This is a genomic window from Stenotrophomonas rhizophila (genome assembly GCF_001704155.1).
Lineage (GTDB): Bacteria > Pseudomonadota > Gammaproteobacteria > Xanthomonadales > Xanthomonadaceae > Stenotrophomonas > Stenotrophomonas rhizophila_A.
Window position 1 is genome coordinate 2,061,593 of sequence record NZ_CP016294.1, and the last position, 18,733, is coordinate 2,080,325.

Here is an 18,733-nt window from a genome sequence, read left to right on the forward strand (position 1 = left end):
ACCAACGGTCGTGACCTACCACGCCAAGCCCGGTAGCGCACGACCGTTGGTCGTGCGGCGACGCGCAGCGTCGGTGCGTTATCCCCGCGCGAGCGCCATCAGGCGTTCGGCGATCCGCTCCAGCGGAACCTGCTCGTCGGTGGCGCCGAGCTTGAAGGCGGCGCCGGGCATGCCCCAGACCACGCTGGTGGCTTCGTCCTGGACCAGGGTGGGCGCACCGGCGTTCTTCAGTTCCAGCAGCCCACGCGCGCCGTCGTCGCCCATGCCGGTGAGGATCGCGCCGATGGCGTTGGCCCCGGCGCTTTCTGCCACCGAACGGAACAGCACGTCCACCGCCGGCTTGTGCCGGTTCACCGCCGGGCCGTCATCCACCCGGCAGCGCCAGCGCGCACCGTCACGGATCACCCGCAGGTGCTTGCCGCCCGGCGGCAGGTAAGCATGGCCCGGCAGCACGGCTTCGCCGTCGCTGGCTTCGCGTACGGACATCGCCGAGTGGCGGTCCAGGCGTTCGGCAAACGCGGTGCTGAAGGTGGCGGGCAGGTGCTGGGTGAGCACCACCGCCGGGGCATCGGCCGGCAGGCCTTCGAGCACCACGCGCAGCGCTTCGGTACCGCCGGCCGAGGCGCCGATGGCGATCAGGCGGTCGGTGGTACGGAACTGGATCGAACGTGCGGGCGAGGGCGGCACGGCGTCCAGGGTGATGCGCGGCGTGATCGGGCGGGCCAGGGTGCGCACGCGCGAGCGCGCCGCCATCTTGACCTTGCCGATGATCTCTTCGGCATAGCCCTGCAGGCCACGCGCCACGTCGAACTTGGGCTTGGAGATGAAATCCACCGCGCCCAGCGCCAGTGCCTGCAGGGTGGTGTCGGCGCCGCGCTCGGTCAGCGAGGAGATCATCACCACCGGTAGCGGGTGCAGGCGCATCAGGTTTTCCAGGAACGCCAGCCCGTCCATGCGCGGCATTTCCACGTCCAGCGTGATCACGTCCGGGGCGAGGCGCTTGATCTTCTCGCGCGCCAGCAACGGATCGGCCGCCGTGCCGACCACTTCGATCGCCGGGTCGCTGGCGAGGATCTCGCTCAGCATCTGCCGCACCACCGCCGAATCGTCGACGATCAAAACCCTGCAGGGTGAACCGTTGATCATTCGAACAGCTCCACGCCGCCGGTGACCGGGGCCTTGGACAGGCGGGCACGCACGGCCGATTCGGTCGCGGCCACTTCGGCCTCGTGCGCATGCGGCAGGCGCTGCACCACCACGCGGCCGGTGTCGGCGAAGAACCACACCTTGCGCGGGTGGATGCCGCACAGGTCCTCGGCGAGCACCGGGATATGTTCGGCCTGCAGGTACTGGCGCACGAATTCGGCGTTGCGGGTGCCCACCGGGTTGCTGGTGAAGCCCTTGAGCACGTTGGCGCCGCCGAACACCTTGGCTTCCAGGCGCTTGCGGTGCGCGCCGCGCTTGAGCAGGTCGTTGATCAGCAGTTCCATGGCGTAGCTTCCGTAGCGGGCCGGGGCACCATCGCCGACATTGCCTTCGGGCAGCAGGAAGTGGTTCATGCCACCAATCTTCAGCACCGGGTCGCGCAGGCACGCGGCCACGCAGGAACCCAGCGTGGTGGTCAGTGCGGTCTCGTCGTCGACCACCAGGTACTGGGTCGGCAGCAGCTTGGCGGCGGTGACCTTGAAGCGGCTGTCGAAGTAACGCATCACGTCATCAGGACGGGCGGCCAGGTTCATGCCGGGGCTCCGGGCGCGCGCTTGTACAGGGTGCGCCCGCACGGCTGGATCAGGTCGGCGGCGTGCAGGTAGTTCTCCGAGTGGCCGGTGTAGAGCAGGCCATCGTCGCCCATGTGCTGGATCAGCCGTGACAGGATGCCGCGCTGGGTGGGCTTGTCGAAATAGATCATGACGTTGCGGCAGAACAGGGCGTCGAACGGGCCGCCGACGTCATAGCGGGGCGCCAGCAGGTTGAGCGGGCGGAAGTCGATCAGCTCGCGCAGCGCCGGATGCACGCGGCACTGGCCTTCGTTGGGGCCACTGCCGCGCTGGAAGTAACGCCTCTTGATCGCCGGATCCAGACCGGACACCCGATCGATGGCGTACACGCCGCGGCTGGCGGTGGCCAGCACCTGGGTGTCCACATCGGTCGCCAGGATGCGGACCGGCGGCTTAAGGGTGCCGAACGCCTCGCAGGCGGTGATGGCCATGGAGTAGGGCTCTTCACCGGTGGAGGCCGCACACGACCACAGCTGCAGGGTGCCATTGCCAGCCCGCGCGCGCAGTTCGGTGTCGAGCTTCTCGAAGTGGTGCGGCTCACGGAAGAACGCAGTGAGGTTGGTGGTCAGCGCGTTGGTGAACGCCTGCCACTCATCGCCGCCCTGGTTCTCCAGCTGGTCCAGGTACTCCTGGAAGCTGCGCAGGCCAAGCGCACGCAGCCGCCGGGACAGCCGGCCGTACACCATGTCACGCTTGGCCGGCGCCAGCGAGATGCCGACGCGCTGGTAGATCAGGTCGCAGATGCGGCGGAAGTCGCGGTCGGCGAACTCGAATTCGCGTCCGGTCGAGGAGGCAGCGGAAGCAGGTGCGGTAGGCGTGGTCACGGGCGAACTCGATCGAAGAAGGGAGGCGGCGGCCGCGCGGCCGCCGCCGGCGCTCAGAACTCTTGCCAGTTGCCGTCATCGGCGGTGGTGCGCGGTGCACGCGCGGCCGGGGCCGGCTTCACCGGGCTGGGCTTGGCCGGCGCCGCCGGCTTCACGCTGCGCAGCGGGGCCGGTGCGGCGATGCGGGCGGTCACCGCGCTGACGGCCGCCGCCACCTGGTTGTCGAGGCGGAAGATCGACACCGCGTCGGCCAGCTGGGTGGCCTGCTCTTCCATGGCGCGGGCAGCGGCGGTGGCTTCTTCCACCAGTGCAGCGTTCTGCTGCGTGGTTTCGTCCATCTGCACCACGGTCTGGTTGACCTGCTCGATGCCGGCCGACTGCTCCTGCGAGGCGGCCGAGATTTCGGCCATGATGTCGGTGACGCGCTGCACCGAGGCGACGATCTCGCCCATGGTGCTGCCGGCCTTGTGCACCAGGGCCGAACCGTCGGCCACGCTGGACACGGATTCGTCGATCAACCCCTTGATCTCCTTGGCGGCACCGGCCGAGCGCTGGGCCAGGGTGCGCACTTCGGAGGCGACCACGGCGAAACCGCGGCCCTGTTCGCCGGCACGGGCTGCTTCCACGGCGGCGTTCAATGCCAGGATGTTGGTCTGGAAGGCGATGCCGTCGATGACCGAGATGATTTCGGCAATGCGCTTGGAGCTGGCTTCGATCGCGCTCATGGTGGTGACCACCTGGCCGACCACGTCGCCGCCCTGCGAGGCCACGCTGTGCGCACCGATCGCCAGCTGGTTGGCCTGGCGGGCGTGTTCGGCGTTCTGGCGCACGGTGGAGGTCAGTTCCTCCATCGAGGCGGCGGTTTCTTCCAGGTTGGCGGCCTGCTGTTCGGTACGGCGCGACAGGTCGCTGTTGCCGGTGGCGATTTCACCCGCGGCCAGGTTGATGTTGCCCGCCGCTTCCTGGATCTGGCCGACGATCTGGGTCAGCTGGGCCACGGTGGCATTGGCATCGTCGCGCATGGTCGCGAACACGCCCTGGAACTTGCCCTGCATGCGCGCGGTGAGGTCGCCTTCGGCGATGGCCGACAGCAGCTGCGAGAGCTTGCCGAGGTTGTCGTCGCTGACCTGCATCATCGCGTTGAGGCTGGCGATCATCTGGCCGAAATCGTGGTCGAAGCGGGCGGCATCGCCACGCTGGCTGAAGTCGCCAGCGGCCGCAGCAGCGCCCAGGCGCTTGATCTCGGCGTTGATGCTGGCCAGGTTGTGCTTGACGGTGTCCACGGTGGTGCTGATGGCGGCCTTTTCGCCCGGGTAGCGGGCGATGTCGGCGCTCAGGTCGCCCACGGCGTAACGCTGCATCACGGCCAGCACATCCTGCATGGTCTGCACGTGGGCGCCGACCAGGGTGTTGGTTTCGTGCACCATCCGGCCGTACTCGCCCGGGAAGGCGGTTTCGTCCATGCGGTAGCCGGTCTGGCCGGCGTCGTGCTGGCTGGCCATTTCGCGCTGCGCGCCGATCACGGCGTGCAGCTGCTGCTGCATGCGGCCCATGCTTTCCAGCAGGCGGCCCGGTTCGTCCTGGGCCTGCGGGCCGATGCGGCTGTCGAGCTTGCCGCCGGCAATGCTCTCGGCCACGCCGGTGGCCTGGCGCAGCGGACCGGTGATGCGGTTGCCGATCAGCCAGCTCAGGGCCAGCACGATCAGCACCAGCGCGCCACCGGTAGCGGCCATGACGCCGGTGAATGCCAGCGCATCGGTCTGCACGTCGTCCATGTAGACGCCACTGGTGACCACCCACTGCCACGGCGCGTACATGCCGGCGTACGTGGCCTTTTCAATCAGGTCGTCGCCGGCGCCCGGCTTGGTGGTGGAATAGTAGGTGAAGCCACCGCCGGTCTTGGCCATGTCCACCTGCTGCAGGTAGATCGGCACGCCATCCTTGGAGGTGTAGTCCTTCTGCACCTTGCCGACCCGCGCCGGGGCGAAGGGGTGCATGAGCAGGGTGTAATCGGTCGCCAGGACGTTGTAGTACGCGCTGTCGCCGTCGGCGCGCATGCTGTTCAGTGCCTGCAGCGCGGCCGCCTTGGCCGCTTCTTCGGTCAGCTCGCCGGTGCCGGCCAGGCGCTTGTAGTGGTCAAAAATGCCGTAGGTCAGTTCGACCTGGGTCTTCAGGCCTTCTTTGCGCGTCTCTGCCAGATCGAGGTACTGCATGCGCGCGGCGATGATGGCCAGGGCGATCACGCCGACGGCGATCAGGGCGGTGAGCAGGTTCAACTTGCCCCGGACGGACAGGTTGGAGAAGCGGCTGGAAAGATTCATGGGCGTGGGGTCTTTTCGAACGGGGGCGTACTGCGTGGGGGCCGACATCGACGAACGTGTCGTGGCAATGCTGTTATCGGCAGAAAACCGCAGCTATTGAGGTGCGTGAGCTGAGCGCATTCAGCTTCAGACATGGAAAGGCCCCGATGCCGGGGCATCGGGGCCTGCGTTTTCCAGCGCTGCGCTGCTGCGCGGTGCGGCTTAGAACTCCTGCCAGTCGCCTTCGGCGAGCTCGGCGGCTACCGCGCGGCTGGCCGGCTTGCGCGACGGTGCCGGGGCGGTGGCCGGGCGGCTCACGGCGCGCGGTGCCGGTGCGAACACCGGTGCGGCAGCCACCACGTCCTGCTCGTCGAGACGGAAGATCGACACGGCGTCGCTGAGCTGGCCGGCCTGTTCTTCCATCGAGCGGGCAGCGGCCGTGGCTTCTTCCACCAGCGCGGCATTCTGCTGGGTGGTTTCGTCCATCTGCACCACGGTCTGGTTGACCTGTTCGATGCCGGCAGACTGTTCCTGCGAGGCAGCGGAAATCTCGGCCATGATGTCGGTCACGCGCTGCACCGAGGCGACGATTTCGCCCATGGTGGCGCCGGCCTTGTGCACCAGGGCCGAACCGTCGTTGACCTTGCCGACCGAGTCGTCGATCAGGCCCTTGATCTCCTTGGCCGCACCGGCCGAACGCTGGGCCAGGGTGCGCACTTCGGAAGCCACCACGGCGAAGCCGCGGCCCTGTTCGCCGGCACGGGCCGCTTCGACCGCGGCGTTCAGCGCCAGGATGTTTGTCTGGAAGGCGATGCCGTCGATGACCGAGATGATCTCGGCGATCTTCTTGGACGAGGTCTGGATCGCGCTCATGGTGGTCACCACCTGGCCGACCACTTCACCGCCCTGCGAGGCGACGGTGTGCGCGCCGATGGCGAGCTGGTTGGCCTGGCGGGCGTGCTCGGCGTTCTGGCGCACGGTGGAGGTCAGTTCCTCCATCGAGGCGGCGGTTTCTTCCAGGTTGGCGGCCTGCTGTTCGGTACGGCGCGACAGGTCGCTGTTGCCGGTGGCGATTTCGCTGGCGGCCGAGCTGATGGCCTGGCTGGACTGCTTGATGCGGGTGACGATGCCGCTGAGCTGTTCGGCGGTGGCGTTGGCGTCGTCGCGCATGGTGGCGAACACGCCTTCGAACTCGCCGTGCATGCGCACGGTCAGGTCGCCCTGCGACAGCGCGGTGAGCAGGCCGGAGATCTGTTCGATGCTGGAGGCGTTGGCGTCGAGCAGGCCGTTGATCTGCTGGGCCAGCTGCAGGAAGAAGCCATCCTTGCCTTCGGCGCTGATGCGGCCGGACAGGTCGCCGGCGGCGGCCTGGGCGATGACGCGGGCCACTTCGGCTTCCACCAGCGCTTCGGGGGTGCGGTCACGCCATTCGACCACGTGGCCGACGCTCTCGCCGTCTTCGTTGCGGATGGTGGACACGACCTGGGCGAACTGGGCATCGCCGAACTGCATGGCGCGGCGGGCCACGCCGTGCTGCTTGAGGTTGGCCAGCAGGTTGGCGTCCATTTCGCCGCGGTGTTCGAGCACGGTCAGCGGGCGGCCGACCAGCGAAACGGAGGCGTCGAAGTCCGGCAGGTTGCGGCGCAGGTCGTCCTGGTACTGGGACAGGGTCTGCTCCAGTGCACGGTTGGCGTAGACGATGTTGAGGTTGTTGTCGGTCAGGTACACGCCAGTGGAGCTGTAATCCAGCGCGGTACGGATGCGCAGGTTCTCGCGGGCCACGGCCTGTTCGGTTTCGGTGCGGTCGCGCAGGTCGCGCTGCATGCGCTGCATGGCCTGCATGAGGTCGCCGACTTCGTCCTTGCGGGTGACGTCGATATGGCCGTCGAGCTTGCCACCGGCCACTTCGTTGGCGACCGAGACAGCGCCACGGACGCTGCCGACCAGCGAGCGGGCAAACAGGTACACCAGCACCAGGCCCATGGCGGCACCACCGAGCAGGGCGATGATGGTCAGGGTGGCGGAGGTGGCGTAGGTGCTTTCGGCCTCTTCGCGCGAGGCGCGGGCAAGGCGGTTGTCTTCGGCGATCAGCGTTTCAAGCGCGGCTGCGGCCTTGAGGTGCTTGGCGCGGGTTTCGCCGACGAAGGTATCGACGGCATCGTCCGGCAGGTCCAGCTCCAGCATTTCGGAGACGGCATCGTAGGAGGCCAGCGAATCGGTCCAGTCCTTGGCGAAGGCGTCGAACAGCTTCTTCTGCTGCGGGCTGTCGATCAGGGCGGGGTACTTCTTGATCGAAGCATCGATCTTGGTGCGCAGGTCGGCGGCGCGGGTCTTGGCTTCGGCCTTGACGTCGTCGCTGGCGCGGATCAGGCCCTGGTAGGCCGAGTTGCGGTATTCACCGAGCATGCCACGCATTTCGCCGGCCATGCGGATGCTTTCCATCCGGTTGCCGGCCAGTTCGGTGGTCACGTTGTTGAGGGAGTGCAGGCCACGATAGGCGACCACGCCCTGCAGCAGCATCACCAGCAGGATTACACCGAAAGTCAGCATCAACTTCGGCATCAGTTTGAGGTTGTTGATCCATTGCATGGTGGTGCACTCTCCGGTGGCAGACGCGTCCGGGCGTGGCGCCCGGTTGCAGCAGCCACGCCGGCCTGGGCCGGCGTGGCAGGGCGTGTGGCGATTACTTGATGTTGGCGAGCTTCAGGCCGGCCGGCGAGCTGACTTCGATTTCAGCGCGCGAAGCGTCGCGGGCGATCTTGCCGATCACGCAGACGGTCTTGCCTTCCAGGGTTTCCAGCGGGAAGCTGAACTTGCCGCGGTTCTCGCCGGCGATGCGGGCCGAGAAGGTGTGGCGCGGGAAGGCGCCGCCCATGTACAGGAAGGTCGGCTGGCCTTCGGAACCTTCGGCGTAACGGGCCTTTTCGACCTTGCCGCAGACCATGCCATCCTTGCCAACGGCGCGCGCGGCCAGCTCCGGCGGGATCATTTCAGCCGACTGGGCGAAAGCGGACGAGGCGGACGAGGCGAGGACAGCGACCGAAAGCAGAGCAAGCAGGGACTTCATCGGGAGATTCTCCGGGGGATATGGATAAGTGGTCCGGGGCGTGGCGGGGCCGCGCGTCCGGTTCCTGAATCCAGCTATCGGCCAGTTGCGACACAACTTAAGGACTTTGTTGAACGAAAGTCGTTCCGATCTGTCGCAGCGGCCGGATCAGGCGGCGGCGTCTTCGACAACGGCCGGCTGGCCCATGTCGGCGCTGTCGAGCAGGGTTTCGATATCGAGCAGGATCAGCATGCGATCGTCCTGGGTGCCGATGCCGGAGATGAAGCGGGTATCGACGGCGGCGCCGAACTCGGGGGTGGGGCGGATCTGGTCGGCGTTGAGCGGGATCACGTCGGAGACGCTGTCCACGACGATGCCGACCACGCGGTTGTCGACGTTGAGGACGATCATGACGGTGAAGGCGTCGTAGCGTGCTTCGTCCAGGCGCAGCTTGAGGCGCAGGTCGATGACGGGAACGATGGTGCCGCGCAGGTTGATCACGCCCTTGATGTAATCGGGGGCATCGGGCACGCGGGTGACGGAGTCGTAGCCGCGGATTTCCTGCACCTTGAGGATGTCCACGCCGTAGTGCTCGGCGCCGAGGGTGAAGCTGAGGTACTCGCCACCGCTGCTGGCGGCGTTGGGGTTGCTGTCGTTCATGGAAGGAATCCTGGGTCGGGCGTGGCGGTCGGAAAACCGGGGCGTCACGCTGGATATCGGCCTGGGATGCCGCGACTTTAGCGGCTGTCGCGAACGGCAGCCGGCCAACGGCCGGGGCTACTCGCCGTTCTTGCGGGCGCTGCGCTGGCGGTCGATGCGGAAGATGTAACGCTGGATGGCGCTGTCGCCGCCGCGCGGGAGGCCATCGAAACGCATGCCGATGCGCTTCATTTCCACGCCGCTGGGGAGCTTGACCGCCAGCTGGTTGCAGACGATCAGCGAGATCTGCAGCGGGCCGCTTTCGGGCATGTCCAGGCGGGCGTCGTAGCGCTTCTGGATGCTGAAGACGTTGCAGTCCACCGGCACGGTCACGGCCAGGCCGCCGCCGCTGATGTCCACCACGCGCAGGTGCAGGGCTTCGCTGCGGTCCTCGTTGATCGGGAACAGCAGGTGCGGGGAGTCGGTGAACGGGGTTTCCAGCCGATAGAGTTCGCGGCGCTGCAGGTGCACCAGCTCGGTGGGGAAGGGTACGCGGAAGGCGACGTGGCGGTGGCCGCCAGTGCGTTCCAGGTGGTCCAGCCGGAAGCGGACCATGACACGGTCCAGCTGCGCGAAGCAGAGCAGGTGGCCGGCGTCTTCGGCGGCGCGGTTGGCCGGCTCAGACGGGCTGCCGTCGAGCAGCAGCCAGTCGTCGTCTTCGTCCAGTTCCAGGATCGCGGTCGGGAAGGACTGGTCGCGACCGCCCAGGTGCGCGTTGATCAGCGAGCGTTGGTCGATCAGCGCCTGCAGCAGCTGGCGGATCTGCCGGGGGTTGCGGACCAGGTAACGATCGTCCGTGCCGTCATCATGGGCGGCATGGGATGCGTCATGGGGGTCAAGGCTGCCTTCGGACATGGACTCTGCTGCGTTGGGCGGGTACGGATATCGTGCGATATCAGGTCTCTGTCCGTTTATCGGCAGCAGTTCACAATAATGTAGGGCCAATGTGTGTAGCGGTACGTTCGGCCAAAAAGCACCACCCCGCCGCAGCGGGGTGGTGTCAGGGGCGTCCGCTGGCGACGATCAGAACTCCTGCCAGTCGCCTTCGTTGGCCAGTACGGGTTCGCGCACCGCCGCGCGGCGGACCGGCGCGGCCGGGGCACGCGGGCGGGCCGGGGCGGCGTGGCGCGCGGCCGGTGCAGCGGCGACGACCGGGGCCGCCTGGCCCTCGAGCTTGAACAGCGACACCGCATCGGTGAGGTGGCCGGCCTGTTCTTCCATGGAGCGGGCGGCGGCCGTGGCTTCTTCGACCAGCGCCGCGTTCTGCTGGGTGGTTTCGTCCATCTGCATCACGGTCTGGTTGACCTGCTCGATGCCGGCCGACTGTTCCTGCGAGGCGGCCGAGATCTCGGCCATGATGTCGGTCACGCGCTGCACCGAGGCCACGATCTCGCCCATGGTGGCACCGGCCTGGTTGACCAGGGCCGAGCCTTCGGCGACCTTGCCGACCGACTCGTCGATCAGGCCCTTGATTTCCTTGGCGGCGCTGGCCGAGCGCTGGGCCAGGGTGCGCACTTCGGAGGCGACCACGGCGAAGCCACGGCCCTGTTCGCCGGCGCGGGCGGCTTCCACCGCCGCGTTCAGGGCCAGGATGTTGGTCTGGAACGCGATGCCGTCGATGACGGTGATGATGTCGGCGATGCGGCGCGAGGAGGCGTCGATCTCGTGCATGGTGCTGACCACCTTGCCGACCACTTCGCCGCCCTGCGAGGCCACCGAGTGCGCGCCGATGGCGAGCTGGTTGGCCTGGCGGGCGTGTTCGGCGTTCTGGCGTACGGTGGAGGTCAGTTCCTCCATCGAGGCGGCGGTTTCTTCCAGGTTGGCGGCCTGCTGTTCGGTACGGCGCGACAGGTCGTTGTTGCCCGAGGCGATCTCGCCGGCGGCGGTGCTGATGCTGCCCGAGGCGTGCTGGATGCGGCTGACGATCTGGGTCAGCTGGGCCACGGTGGTGTTGGCATCGTCGCGCATGGTTGCGAACACGCCGTGGAACTGGCCGTGCATGCGTGCGGTGAGGTCGCCGTTGGCGATGGCCTGCAGCAGGTGGGACAGCTGCGACAGGTTGCCGTCGGCGACTTCCATCATGGTATTGAGGTGCTCGATCATGACCCGGAAGTCGTGGTCGAAGCGCAGGGCATCGCCGCGCTGGCTGAAGTCGCCGGCGGCCGCAGCCTGGGCCAGGGTCTGGATCTGGGTGTTGATCGCCAGCAGGCTGGCCTTCGCTGCGTCCATCGATTCGTGCAGGATCGCGCGGGTGCCCGGCAGGCGGCGCGCGTTCTGCGACAGGTCGCCGGCCGCGTACTGGTTGAGCACGTTGATGGCGTCCTTGATCGAGTCCAGGTGCTCGAAGATCACCGTGTTCACGCCCACGGCCAGCTGGCCGTACACGCCCGGGAAGTCTTCCGGGATGCGGTGGCTGATGTCCGGGCCGGCGTGCATTTCGACCATCTGCTGGGTTTCGCTGGAGTAGCGGCGCAGCATCAGGGTCATGTCGCGGGTGGCCGCCAGCATGCGGCCGGCTTCATCTGCGGTGGTGCTGGAGGCGATGTTCACCGACAGGTCGCCACGAGCGACGGCCTGGATGGCCTGCATGGCCTGGCGGATCGGCCGGGTCACCGCGCGCGCGATCACCACGCCCATCGCCACGGCGAGCAGCGACAGCAGCACGATGCTGGTGATGATGGCCACCACGCTGCTGCGGTGGGTGGCGTTGGCTTCAGCGATCTTCGCCTGCATCAGGCCGCTGCTGAAGGCGCCGAGCTCCTTGAGGTCGTCGAACATCTTGCGGCGCGCCGGGCGCGACTTCTCATCGGAGATCTGCTGGGCCAGCACCCCATCAGCGGCGGCAACGGCCGCGCGCATCTCGGCGTTGGCGGCGAAGTAGGCCTCGAGGTCGGCGGCGACCTTGCTGTAGAGGCCCTTCTCCTTCTCGCCGGCGGGCAGAGCGGCGTAGGCGCCCAGCTCGTCGCGCACGGTCTTGGCGGTGGCATCCATGCGCTTGTTGTAGTCGGCGACCTTGTCCGGCTGGTCCAGCATGCTCAGCTGGGCCAGTTCAAAGGTGCGGAACTCACCCAGCTGCGCGCGGACTTCGCCCAAGTGCTGCACGGACGGAATGTCGTTGCTCGCCATCGCGGCGAGCTCGGCGTTGAGGCTGTTCAGCCGCACCAAGGCGAACACGCCCAGCGCGACCGTCATCAGGGTGGTGAGGGCAAACCCGACCGCGAGTTTGCGGCTGATGGGCAGATCATGGAACCACTTCATGCGGGAAACTCCGGGCAGGGCAAGGGCGCACAGCCGTGGGAACGCTGGGCGGAAGGGCAAGGGGCAAAGGCGGCGAAGCGGTAGGGCGTCAGGCTGGCGATGAATGTGTCATCGCTATTGCGGATAACGGCGGCGCGGGGCGGTTTCTTGAGTGCGCGATGTCACATTTTTTCGTGACCCACGCAGCGGCGCGGGTTGCGGTCGTTGGTTGCGAAAGCAAGTAATACCAATGGTTTTGCCATGCGGTGGCGAATGGGTCACCGATACGCAGCCGTATCGCGTCCGACCGACATCACGGTTTTCCATCAAACGTTCATGCCGCCGGAACGAAGAGCATCCGGCCAACGGCCGGGGCTACCGACAAACAAAAACGCCCCCGTCGGCGGACGGGGGCGTTTGCAGCCGACCAACGGTCGGCGCGATCAGTTGTGGCGTTACGCCGCCTGCGGCACCCGCAGCGAACGCACCAGGCCACCGATATCCACGATCAGCGCAACGCGGCCGTCCCCGAGAATGGTCGCACCGGACACACCGCTGATACGCCGGTAGTTGTTCTCGATGTTCTTGACCACCACCTGCTGCTGGCCGACCAGTTCGTCCACTTCCAGCGCGATCTTCTGGCCATCGCCTTCCACCACCACCACCAGCGAATCATCGGTGGTGCGGCGGCCGAAGCCGTAATACTCGCTCAGCGACAGGATCGGCAGGTACTCGCCACGCACGCGCAGCACACGGCCTTCGCCGGCCATCGAACGCACGTCTTCCGGCTGCGGCTGCAGCGCTTCGAGCACGTACGCCAGCGGCAGGATCACGGTTTCGCCCGCCACCGCCACGGTCATGCCGTCGAGGATGGCCAGGGTGAGCGGCAGGCGGATCAGCACGCGGGTGCCATTGCCGGCCCTGCTTTCCAGCTGCACTTCGCCACCCAGCGCCTGGATGTTGCGGCGGACCACGTCCATGCCCACGCCACGACCAGACAGATCCGTGACGGCATCGGCGGTGGAGAAGCCGGGCTGGAAGATCAGGTCCCAGACCTGCGCATCGGTGGGGTTGTCCGGCACGGCCAGGCCGCGTTCGAGCGCCTTGGCTAGGATCTTGTCGCGGTTCAGGCCACGGCCGTCATCGCTGACTTCGATGACGATGTGACCGCCCTGGTGCGATGCGGCCAGGGTAATGGTGCCGGTTTCGTCCTTGCCGGCGTCGCGGCGGACGTCGGGCATTTCCAGGCCGTGGTCGATCGAGTTGCGCACCAGGTGCACCAGCGGATCGGCGATCTTTTCGATCAGGCCCTTGTCCAGCTCGGTGCCTTCGCCGATGGTGCGCAGGCGCACGTGCTTGCCCAGGCGCGAGGAGAGATCGCGGACCAGGCGCGGGAAGCGGCGGAATACCGCGTCCACCGGCAGCATGCGCACGCCGATCACCGCTTCCTGCAGGTCGCGGGTGTTGCGTTCCAGCAGGTCCAGGCCGGCGAACAGCTGCTCGGCATGCACCGGGTCCAGGGCGTGCGAGACCTGCTTGAGCATGGCCTGGGTGATGACGAGTTCGCCGACCAGGTTGATCAGCGCATCGACCTTTTCCACGGCGACGCGGATGGAGGTTTCCGCTTCGCTGGTGGCAGCCGGTGCGGCCGCGGCTGCGGCGGCAGGCGCTGCCGGGGCGGCCACGGGGGCGGTAGGCGCGGCGGCGGCCGGGGCGCTGGTGGCCAGGCTCGGCGGTGCGGCCGGACGGATGTCCAGTTCGCAGTCGTCCACGACCCAGGCGAAGGTGTCTTCGATCTTGCTGCGCGGCACCTTGCCGACCAGGCCCAGGTCCCATGCCAGGTGGGCTTCGAGCGGGTCGAGCTGGTCGAAGCCGGGCAGGCGTTCCAGTCGCGCGGCGACCTGCAGCGAGCCCAGGTGTTCCAGTTCGCGGATGATGCGCAGCGGATCGTTGCCGCTCATGAACAGCGATGGCGCCGGCACGAAACCGATCTGCCACGCTTCAGGGGTGTCATCGACCTTGGCGGCAACCGGCGCGGCGGCGCTCGGCGCCTGGCCGGACAGCACCGCTTCCAGGCGTGCCTTGACCGCGGCCACCGCCTGCGGGTCGGCCGGCTGGCCGTGTTCGGCTTCGCGCAGCAGGGCGCGCAGCACGTCCACCGACGACAGCATGGCATCCACGGCCGCCGCTTCCAGCGCGCGCTTGCCGGCGCGCAGTTCGTCCAGCAGCGTTTCCAGTACGTGGGTCAGCGCGGCGATGGCGTCGAAGCCGAAGGTGCCGGCGCCGCCCTTGATGGAGTGCGCGGCGCGGAACACCGAGTTGATGATTTCCGGATCCTGCTGGCCCGATTCCAGTGCCAGCAAGCCCGCTTCCATCGCGTCCAGGCCCTCGCGGCTTTCCTCGAAGAAGGTGGCGTGGAAGCGTTGCAGGTCCATGCTCATGGGCGTTCGGGTCCGGTTACCAAAGGGGGAGGGGAAGGCGGGTGGGGATCAGCCCAGGACTTTCTGGACGGTCGCGACCAGCTGTTCCGGGTTGAACGGCTTGACCAGCCAGCCGGTTGCACCAGCCGCCTTGCCTTCGGACTTCTTGTCGGCGGCCGATTCGGTGGTCAGCATCAGCATCGGGGTGAACTTGTAGTCCGGCAGCTGGCGCAGCTCGCGGATCAGCGAGATGCCGTCCATGTTCGGCATGTTCACGTCGGTCACCACCGCGTTGAAGCGCTGGCCCTTGGCCCGGCCCAGGGCGACGGCGCCGTCTTCGGCTTCTTCGACGGAAAAGCCGGCCGAGGTGAGGGCGAAGGAAACCATCTGGCGCATTGACGCCGAATCGTCCACCACCAAGATACGTGCGCTCATGCCGCGTTCTCCACAGATTTCAGGTTGTCATGGGTTGCGTCCAGGCCCAGGGCCTGGGTGACACCGAGCAGGCGCGCGGCATCGCGGAAGGTGGCCGTGCAGCCGTCGAACGCGGTCGGGTGGCCGGCCAGGCGGCGGGCCTCGACGAACGCGCACAGGACCTGCACCGACGCGGTATGGATACGGCCCACCTGGCTGGCATCCAGCGTCAGGTCGCCGCCCTGGTCCACCAAGGGGGCCAGGCGTGTTTTGAGCTCGGTGCTGGTCTCGATTCCGAGATCATCACCCAGGGCCACAGTGCTCATCGTTGCTCCGGACAAACGGTTCCGAGGTCTATAACGGCGTATTTCTGGAAACCTTTAGGGGAGGTCCGGCCACGCTGGATCAATTCAACAGCTGCGTGGCATCCAGCAGGATCATCGGCTGGGCCGTGACCCGGGCCACGCCGCGGAACAGGTCGTTGGAGATCTGGCAGATCCGCGCCGTATCGGGCGGTTCGATCTGCGAATCGGTGAGGTTGGCCACGTCTTCCACGGCCGATACGCGCAGGCCCATGGTCTCGCCGTCCTCTTCCAGCACCACGATGCGGGTGTTGGCGTCGTCGCTGGCGGGACCGGTGCCCAGGTGGATGCCCAGGTCCATCACCGGCACCACCTGGCCGCGCAGGTTCATGATGCCCAGCATCGCCGACGGGGTGCCGCGCAGCGGCAGCAGCGGTACCGGCAGCACCACCTCCTGCACCTTCAGCAGCTCCAGCGCGTAGGCCTGGGGGCCGCAGCGCAGGCGCAGCCAGCGCGAGGTGCGCTCGGCGGCGCGGCGATCGCCGCGGGGGCTGGAGGCCGGGTTGCGGGCCTGGGCCTGCAGCTCCTGCCAGCTGCTGGGGCGGCCGGAGGGGGCGGGAACGGGAGCGGGTGCCACCGGGCGCGGTGCTGCCACGGGTGGGGGCGGCGGCGGTGCAGTGCGGGCGACCGGTGCCGGGACAGCGGCCGGGACCGGTGCGCGCACGGGCGCCGCCACGGCCACCGGCACAATGTCGTGGAGCGCTTCCGCTGGCAGATCGTCCCAACTGGGGCGCGAGGCGTCCGGTGTAGCGGCCACCTCGACCGGGCCCAGGGCCGGGTCGTTGAGCAGTTCATCCAGCAGGGCAAGATGGGCCGGCGCACCCGGCGAGGTGGGCGTATCAAACGCCGCAGCCGGAGCAGCAGCCTCCACCACGGGACCCAGTGCCGGGTCGTTCATCAGTTCGTCCAGCAACGCCATGGCGGCCGGTGCGCCCGGTGAGGTCGGGGTATCGAAGGCGGGTGCGCCGTTGGCATCTTCCGCGTCGGCGATCGCCACGGCGGTCACCGGCACGGCATCGCCGAGCAGTTCCTCGAGATAGTCGTCGAGTACGCCGGTGCTGTTCATGCCGCGCGCTCCATCTGCAGCGCGTCGTCGGCGAGGATCCATTCCAGCGCACGCCGGTACGCGGCCAGGCCACGGCCCGGGTACTCGTCGGAGGTCGCCGGCACGGTCAGGCTGGCGGCGTTGCAGATGCGCGTGTCCACCGGAATGGCGTCTTCCCACACGCGGTGGCCGTGGCGGTCCTGCATCTGCTTGACGGTTTCGTTGCCGGCGCGGGTGCGGCGGTCGAACAGGGTCGGCAGGATCGACATCGGCAGCGGGCGGCGGCGCGAACGCTCGACCATCTCGCCGGTCCGCACCATGCCATCCAGGCCGTGCAGGGCCAGCGGCTCGGCCTGGGTCGGAATGATCAGGCGGTCGGCCGCGGCAAGTGCGTTGATCATCAGCAGGCCCAGCGTGGGCGCGCAGTCGAGCAGGATGTAGTCGTGCTGGCCCTGGTGGCGGGTCATCGCGTGCTGCAGGGCCAGGCCCAGGCCGGGCTGGTTGGCGCTGCGCCGTTCGAGCGTAGCCAGCGCGGCCTGCGCGCAGATGAAGTCCAGGCCGGGCACCTGGCTGTGGTGGGCCAGGCTGCCCAGTTCGGCCGGCGGGGTGCCGAACAGCTCCAGTACGCCGGCCGGCGGCGGATCCAGCGGCACGCCGAAAGCGCGGGTCAGCGAGGAGTGCGGATCGAGGTCGATCAGCAGCACGCGGTGGCCCAGGGCGGCCAGGCCGCGGCCGAGCGCGAGGGTGGTGGTGGTCTTGCCCACGCCGCCCTTCTGGTTGGCGATTGCCCAGATACGCATCGGCTTACTCCTTCATTGCGGGGGGAACGGCGGCGCCAACGCGGCTGCCGGCCGGCACCGGTGGCAGCTGCACCGGGGCGAGGGGGGAAACGGGGGAGGGCGTGGCCGGCGCCGGCGCGGTGCCGGTTTCGGCGGTGAGCTGCGGGCCCAGCGGGTCCGTGCCCTGCGCGGTGTCGGCCAGGATGATGACCATCACCCGGCGGTTGCGGTTGCGGCCCTGCGCGCTGGTGTTGTCTTCGCGCGGGCGGAACTGGCCATAGCCGACCATCGCCAGCCGCGCCGGCTGCACGCCCTGGTCGGCGAACAGGTGCACCACGCTGGCCGCACGCGCGGCCGACAGTTCCCAGTTGGACGGGAACAATGCGGTGGCGATCGGCACATCATCGGTGTGGCCTTCCACGCGCACGCCGTTGGGCGCGTCGTGCAACACCTGGGCCAGCGAAGACAGGGTGTCGCGTGCGTGCACGTCGAGCGTGGCCGAGCCGGTGGTGAACAGGATGTCGCTGTTGATCTCCACTTCGATCCACAGCTCGGTGCGGCGCACGGTGATCATGCCGCGGTCGATCAGCGGGGCCAGCGTGGCGGTGAGGCGGTCGGCGATGCTGTTGAGCTGGCGCTCTGCGGCCTGCAGCTGTTGCTGGTTGTGCACAGACACCGGCATGCGCATCTGCGAGGCCATCGCCGGCAGCAGGGTGGGGTCGTTGCTGGGCGACGGTGCCGACGGGCCAACGCGGTTGCCCGCCTTGATCACCGAGGGGCTGTCCCAGCCGCCACCCTGCACCTGCTGGTTGCCGACCTGCACCGGGTTGATGGTGCGCGGCGCGCCACCGAAGGCGGTGGTCAGGGCGTCGGCCATGACCCGGTACTTGCCTTCGTTGAGCGAGGAGATGGCGTACATGACCACGAAGAAGGCAAGCAGCAGCGTCATGAGGTCGGCGTAGGGAATCGCCCAGGCCTCATGGTTGGCGTGCTCTTCGTGGGCTTTGCGGCGGGCCATGTCAGTGCAGGAACCCCGACAGGTTGGTCTCGATGTTGCGCGGGTTCTCGCCCTGGGCAATCGAGATCAGGCCTTCGATGATCATTTCGCGGTCGCGGCTGTTGTGGTGGATCACGCTCTTGAGCTTGGCCGACACCGGCAGGAACAGCAGGTTGGCCGAGGCGATGCCGTAGATCGTGGCGGTGAACGCAGCGGCGATGCCGTGGCCGAGCTTGCTCGGGTCGGCCAGGTTCTTCATCACCGCGATCAGGCCGAGCACGGCGCCGATGATGCCCAGCGTGGGCGCGTAGATGCCCATGCCTTCGAACACCTTGGAGGCGGCCAGGTCCTGGCTTTCCTGGCTGCCCAGTTCGATTTCCATCATGTGCCGGATGGTTTCCGGCTCCACGCCGTCCACCAGCAGCTGCAGGCCCTTGCGCAGGAACGGGTCGTCCTGCGCGTCGACCTGGGCTTCCAGGCCGAGCAGGCCCTGGCGGCGGGCGATGTTGCTCCATTCCACGATCTGGCGGATCAGCTCGGCACGGTCGCTGGCCGGCGGGCGCACGACCCAGCGCACGATCTTGAAGGCGTGCTTGAACACGGCCGGCGAGGTGTGCAGCAGGATGGCGGCCAGGGTGCCGACGATGACGATCACGAAGGCGGCAGGGGACCACAGCGACGCCAGCCCGGCACCCTTGAGGATGCTGCCGCCGACCAGCGAGGCCAGGGCGAGGAAAAGTCCAATGAGGCTGAGTCTGTCCATTTGTCCGATATCGGCTTGCGGGTGGGGGACTTGAATTGCGGGGCTATCGGGGGTTCAGCCCCACGCATG

The 18,733-nt window shown here is 67.9% G+C and carries 16 protein-coding genes; all 16 read right to left on the reverse strand.

The genetic code is table 11. The annotated features are described in order from the left end of the window. Positions 1-78: 78 nt before the first annotated feature. Complete coding sequence (locus BAY15_RS09310) at positions 79-1,146, reverse strand: protein-glutamate methylesterase/protein-glutamine glutaminase (protein ID WP_068851589.1); 1,068 nt, start codon at positions 1,144-1,146, stop codon at positions 79-81. Then, a complete protein-coding gene (cheD, locus tag BAY15_RS09315) occupies positions 1,143-1,739 on the reverse strand; it encodes a chemoreceptor glutamine deamidase CheD (RefSeq protein ID WP_068851592.1) in 597 nt (198 codons plus the stop codon). Before cheD ends, BAY15_RS09310 begins: the two co-directional genes overlap by 4 nt. Continuing rightward, entirely contained in the window at positions 1,736-2,602 is an 867-nt protein-coding gene (locus BAY15_RS09320; RefSeq protein ID WP_068851595.1) for a CheR family methyltransferase, read from the reverse strand. The genes cheD and BAY15_RS09320 overlap by 4 nt, the downstream gene beginning before the upstream one ends. Positions 2,603-2,655: 53 nt before the next feature. Further along, positions 2,656-4,923, reverse strand: coding sequence for a methyl-accepting chemotaxis protein (locus BAY15_RS09325; RefSeq protein WP_068851598.1), 2,268 nt, complete (start codon positions 4,921-4,923; stop codon positions 2,656-2,658). Between the two features lie 201 nt (positions 4,924-5,124). Continuing rightward, positions 5,125-7,491, reverse strand: coding sequence for a methyl-accepting chemotaxis protein (locus tag BAY15_RS09330; RefSeq protein ID WP_068851601.1), 2,367 nt, complete (start codon positions 7,489-7,491; stop codon positions 5,125-5,127). 94 nt (positions 7,492-7,585) lie between these two features. Beyond that, entirely contained in the window at positions 7,586-7,969 is a 384-nt protein-coding gene (locus BAY15_RS09335) for a hypothetical protein (RefSeq protein ID WP_068851603.1), read from the reverse strand. A 147-nt stretch (positions 7,970-8,116) separates the two neighbouring features. Next, a complete protein-coding gene (locus tag BAY15_RS09340; RefSeq protein ID WP_068851606.1) occupies positions 8,117-8,608 on the reverse strand; it encodes a chemotaxis protein CheW in 492 nt (163 codons plus the stop codon). A 117-nt stretch (positions 8,609-8,725) separates the two neighbouring features. Then, the gene (locus tag BAY15_RS09345) at positions 8,726-9,502 is read right to left on the reverse strand and encodes a flagellar brake protein (protein WP_068851609.1); all 777 of its coding nucleotides are present in this window, start codon (positions 9,500-9,502) and stop codon (positions 8,726-8,728) included. A gap of 168 nt (positions 9,503-9,670) precedes the next feature. Beyond that, entirely contained in the window at positions 9,671-11,905 is a 2,235-nt protein-coding gene (locus BAY15_RS09350; protein ID WP_068851611.1) for a methyl-accepting chemotaxis protein, read from the reverse strand. A 434-nt stretch (positions 11,906-12,339) separates the two neighbouring features. Further along, entirely contained in the window at positions 12,340-14,325 is a 1,986-nt protein-coding gene (locus BAY15_RS09355; protein WP_068851614.1) for a chemotaxis protein CheA, read from the reverse strand. A gap of 48 nt (positions 14,326-14,373) precedes the next feature. Beyond that, a complete protein-coding gene (locus BAY15_RS09360; protein WP_038688521.1) occupies positions 14,374-14,739 on the reverse strand; it encodes a response regulator in 366 nt (121 codons plus the stop codon). Continuing rightward, positions 14,736-15,044: an STAS domain-containing protein gene (locus BAY15_RS09365; protein WP_068851616.1), complete on the reverse strand. Its 309-nt coding sequence runs from the start codon at positions 15,042-15,044 to the stop codon at positions 14,736-14,738. Before BAY15_RS09365 ends, BAY15_RS09360 begins: the two co-directional genes overlap by 4 nt. A gap of 79 nt (positions 15,045-15,123) precedes the next feature. Continuing rightward, positions 15,124-16,146 carry a chemotaxis protein CheW gene (locus BAY15_RS09370; RefSeq protein ID WP_068851619.1) on the reverse strand — a complete coding sequence of 341 codons (1,023 nt, stop codon included), beginning with the start codon at positions 16,144-16,146 and terminating at the stop codon, positions 15,124-15,126. Next, positions 16,143-16,925: a ParA family protein gene (locus BAY15_RS09375; RefSeq protein WP_068851622.1), complete on the reverse strand. Its 783-nt coding sequence runs from the start codon at positions 16,923-16,925 to the stop codon at positions 16,143-16,145. Before BAY15_RS09375 ends, BAY15_RS09370 begins: the two co-directional genes overlap by 4 nt. 4 nt (positions 16,926-16,929) lie before the next feature. Next, complete coding sequence (motD, locus tag BAY15_RS09380) at positions 16,930-17,922, reverse strand: flagellar motor protein MotD (RefSeq protein WP_068851625.1); 993 nt, start codon at positions 17,920-17,922, stop codon at positions 16,930-16,932. Position 17,923: 1 nt separating this feature from the next. Further along, entirely contained in the window at positions 17,924-18,664 is a 741-nt protein-coding gene (locus tag BAY15_RS09385) for a flagellar motor protein (RefSeq protein ID WP_068851628.1), read from the reverse strand. Positions 18,665-18,733: the final 69 nt, after the last annotated feature.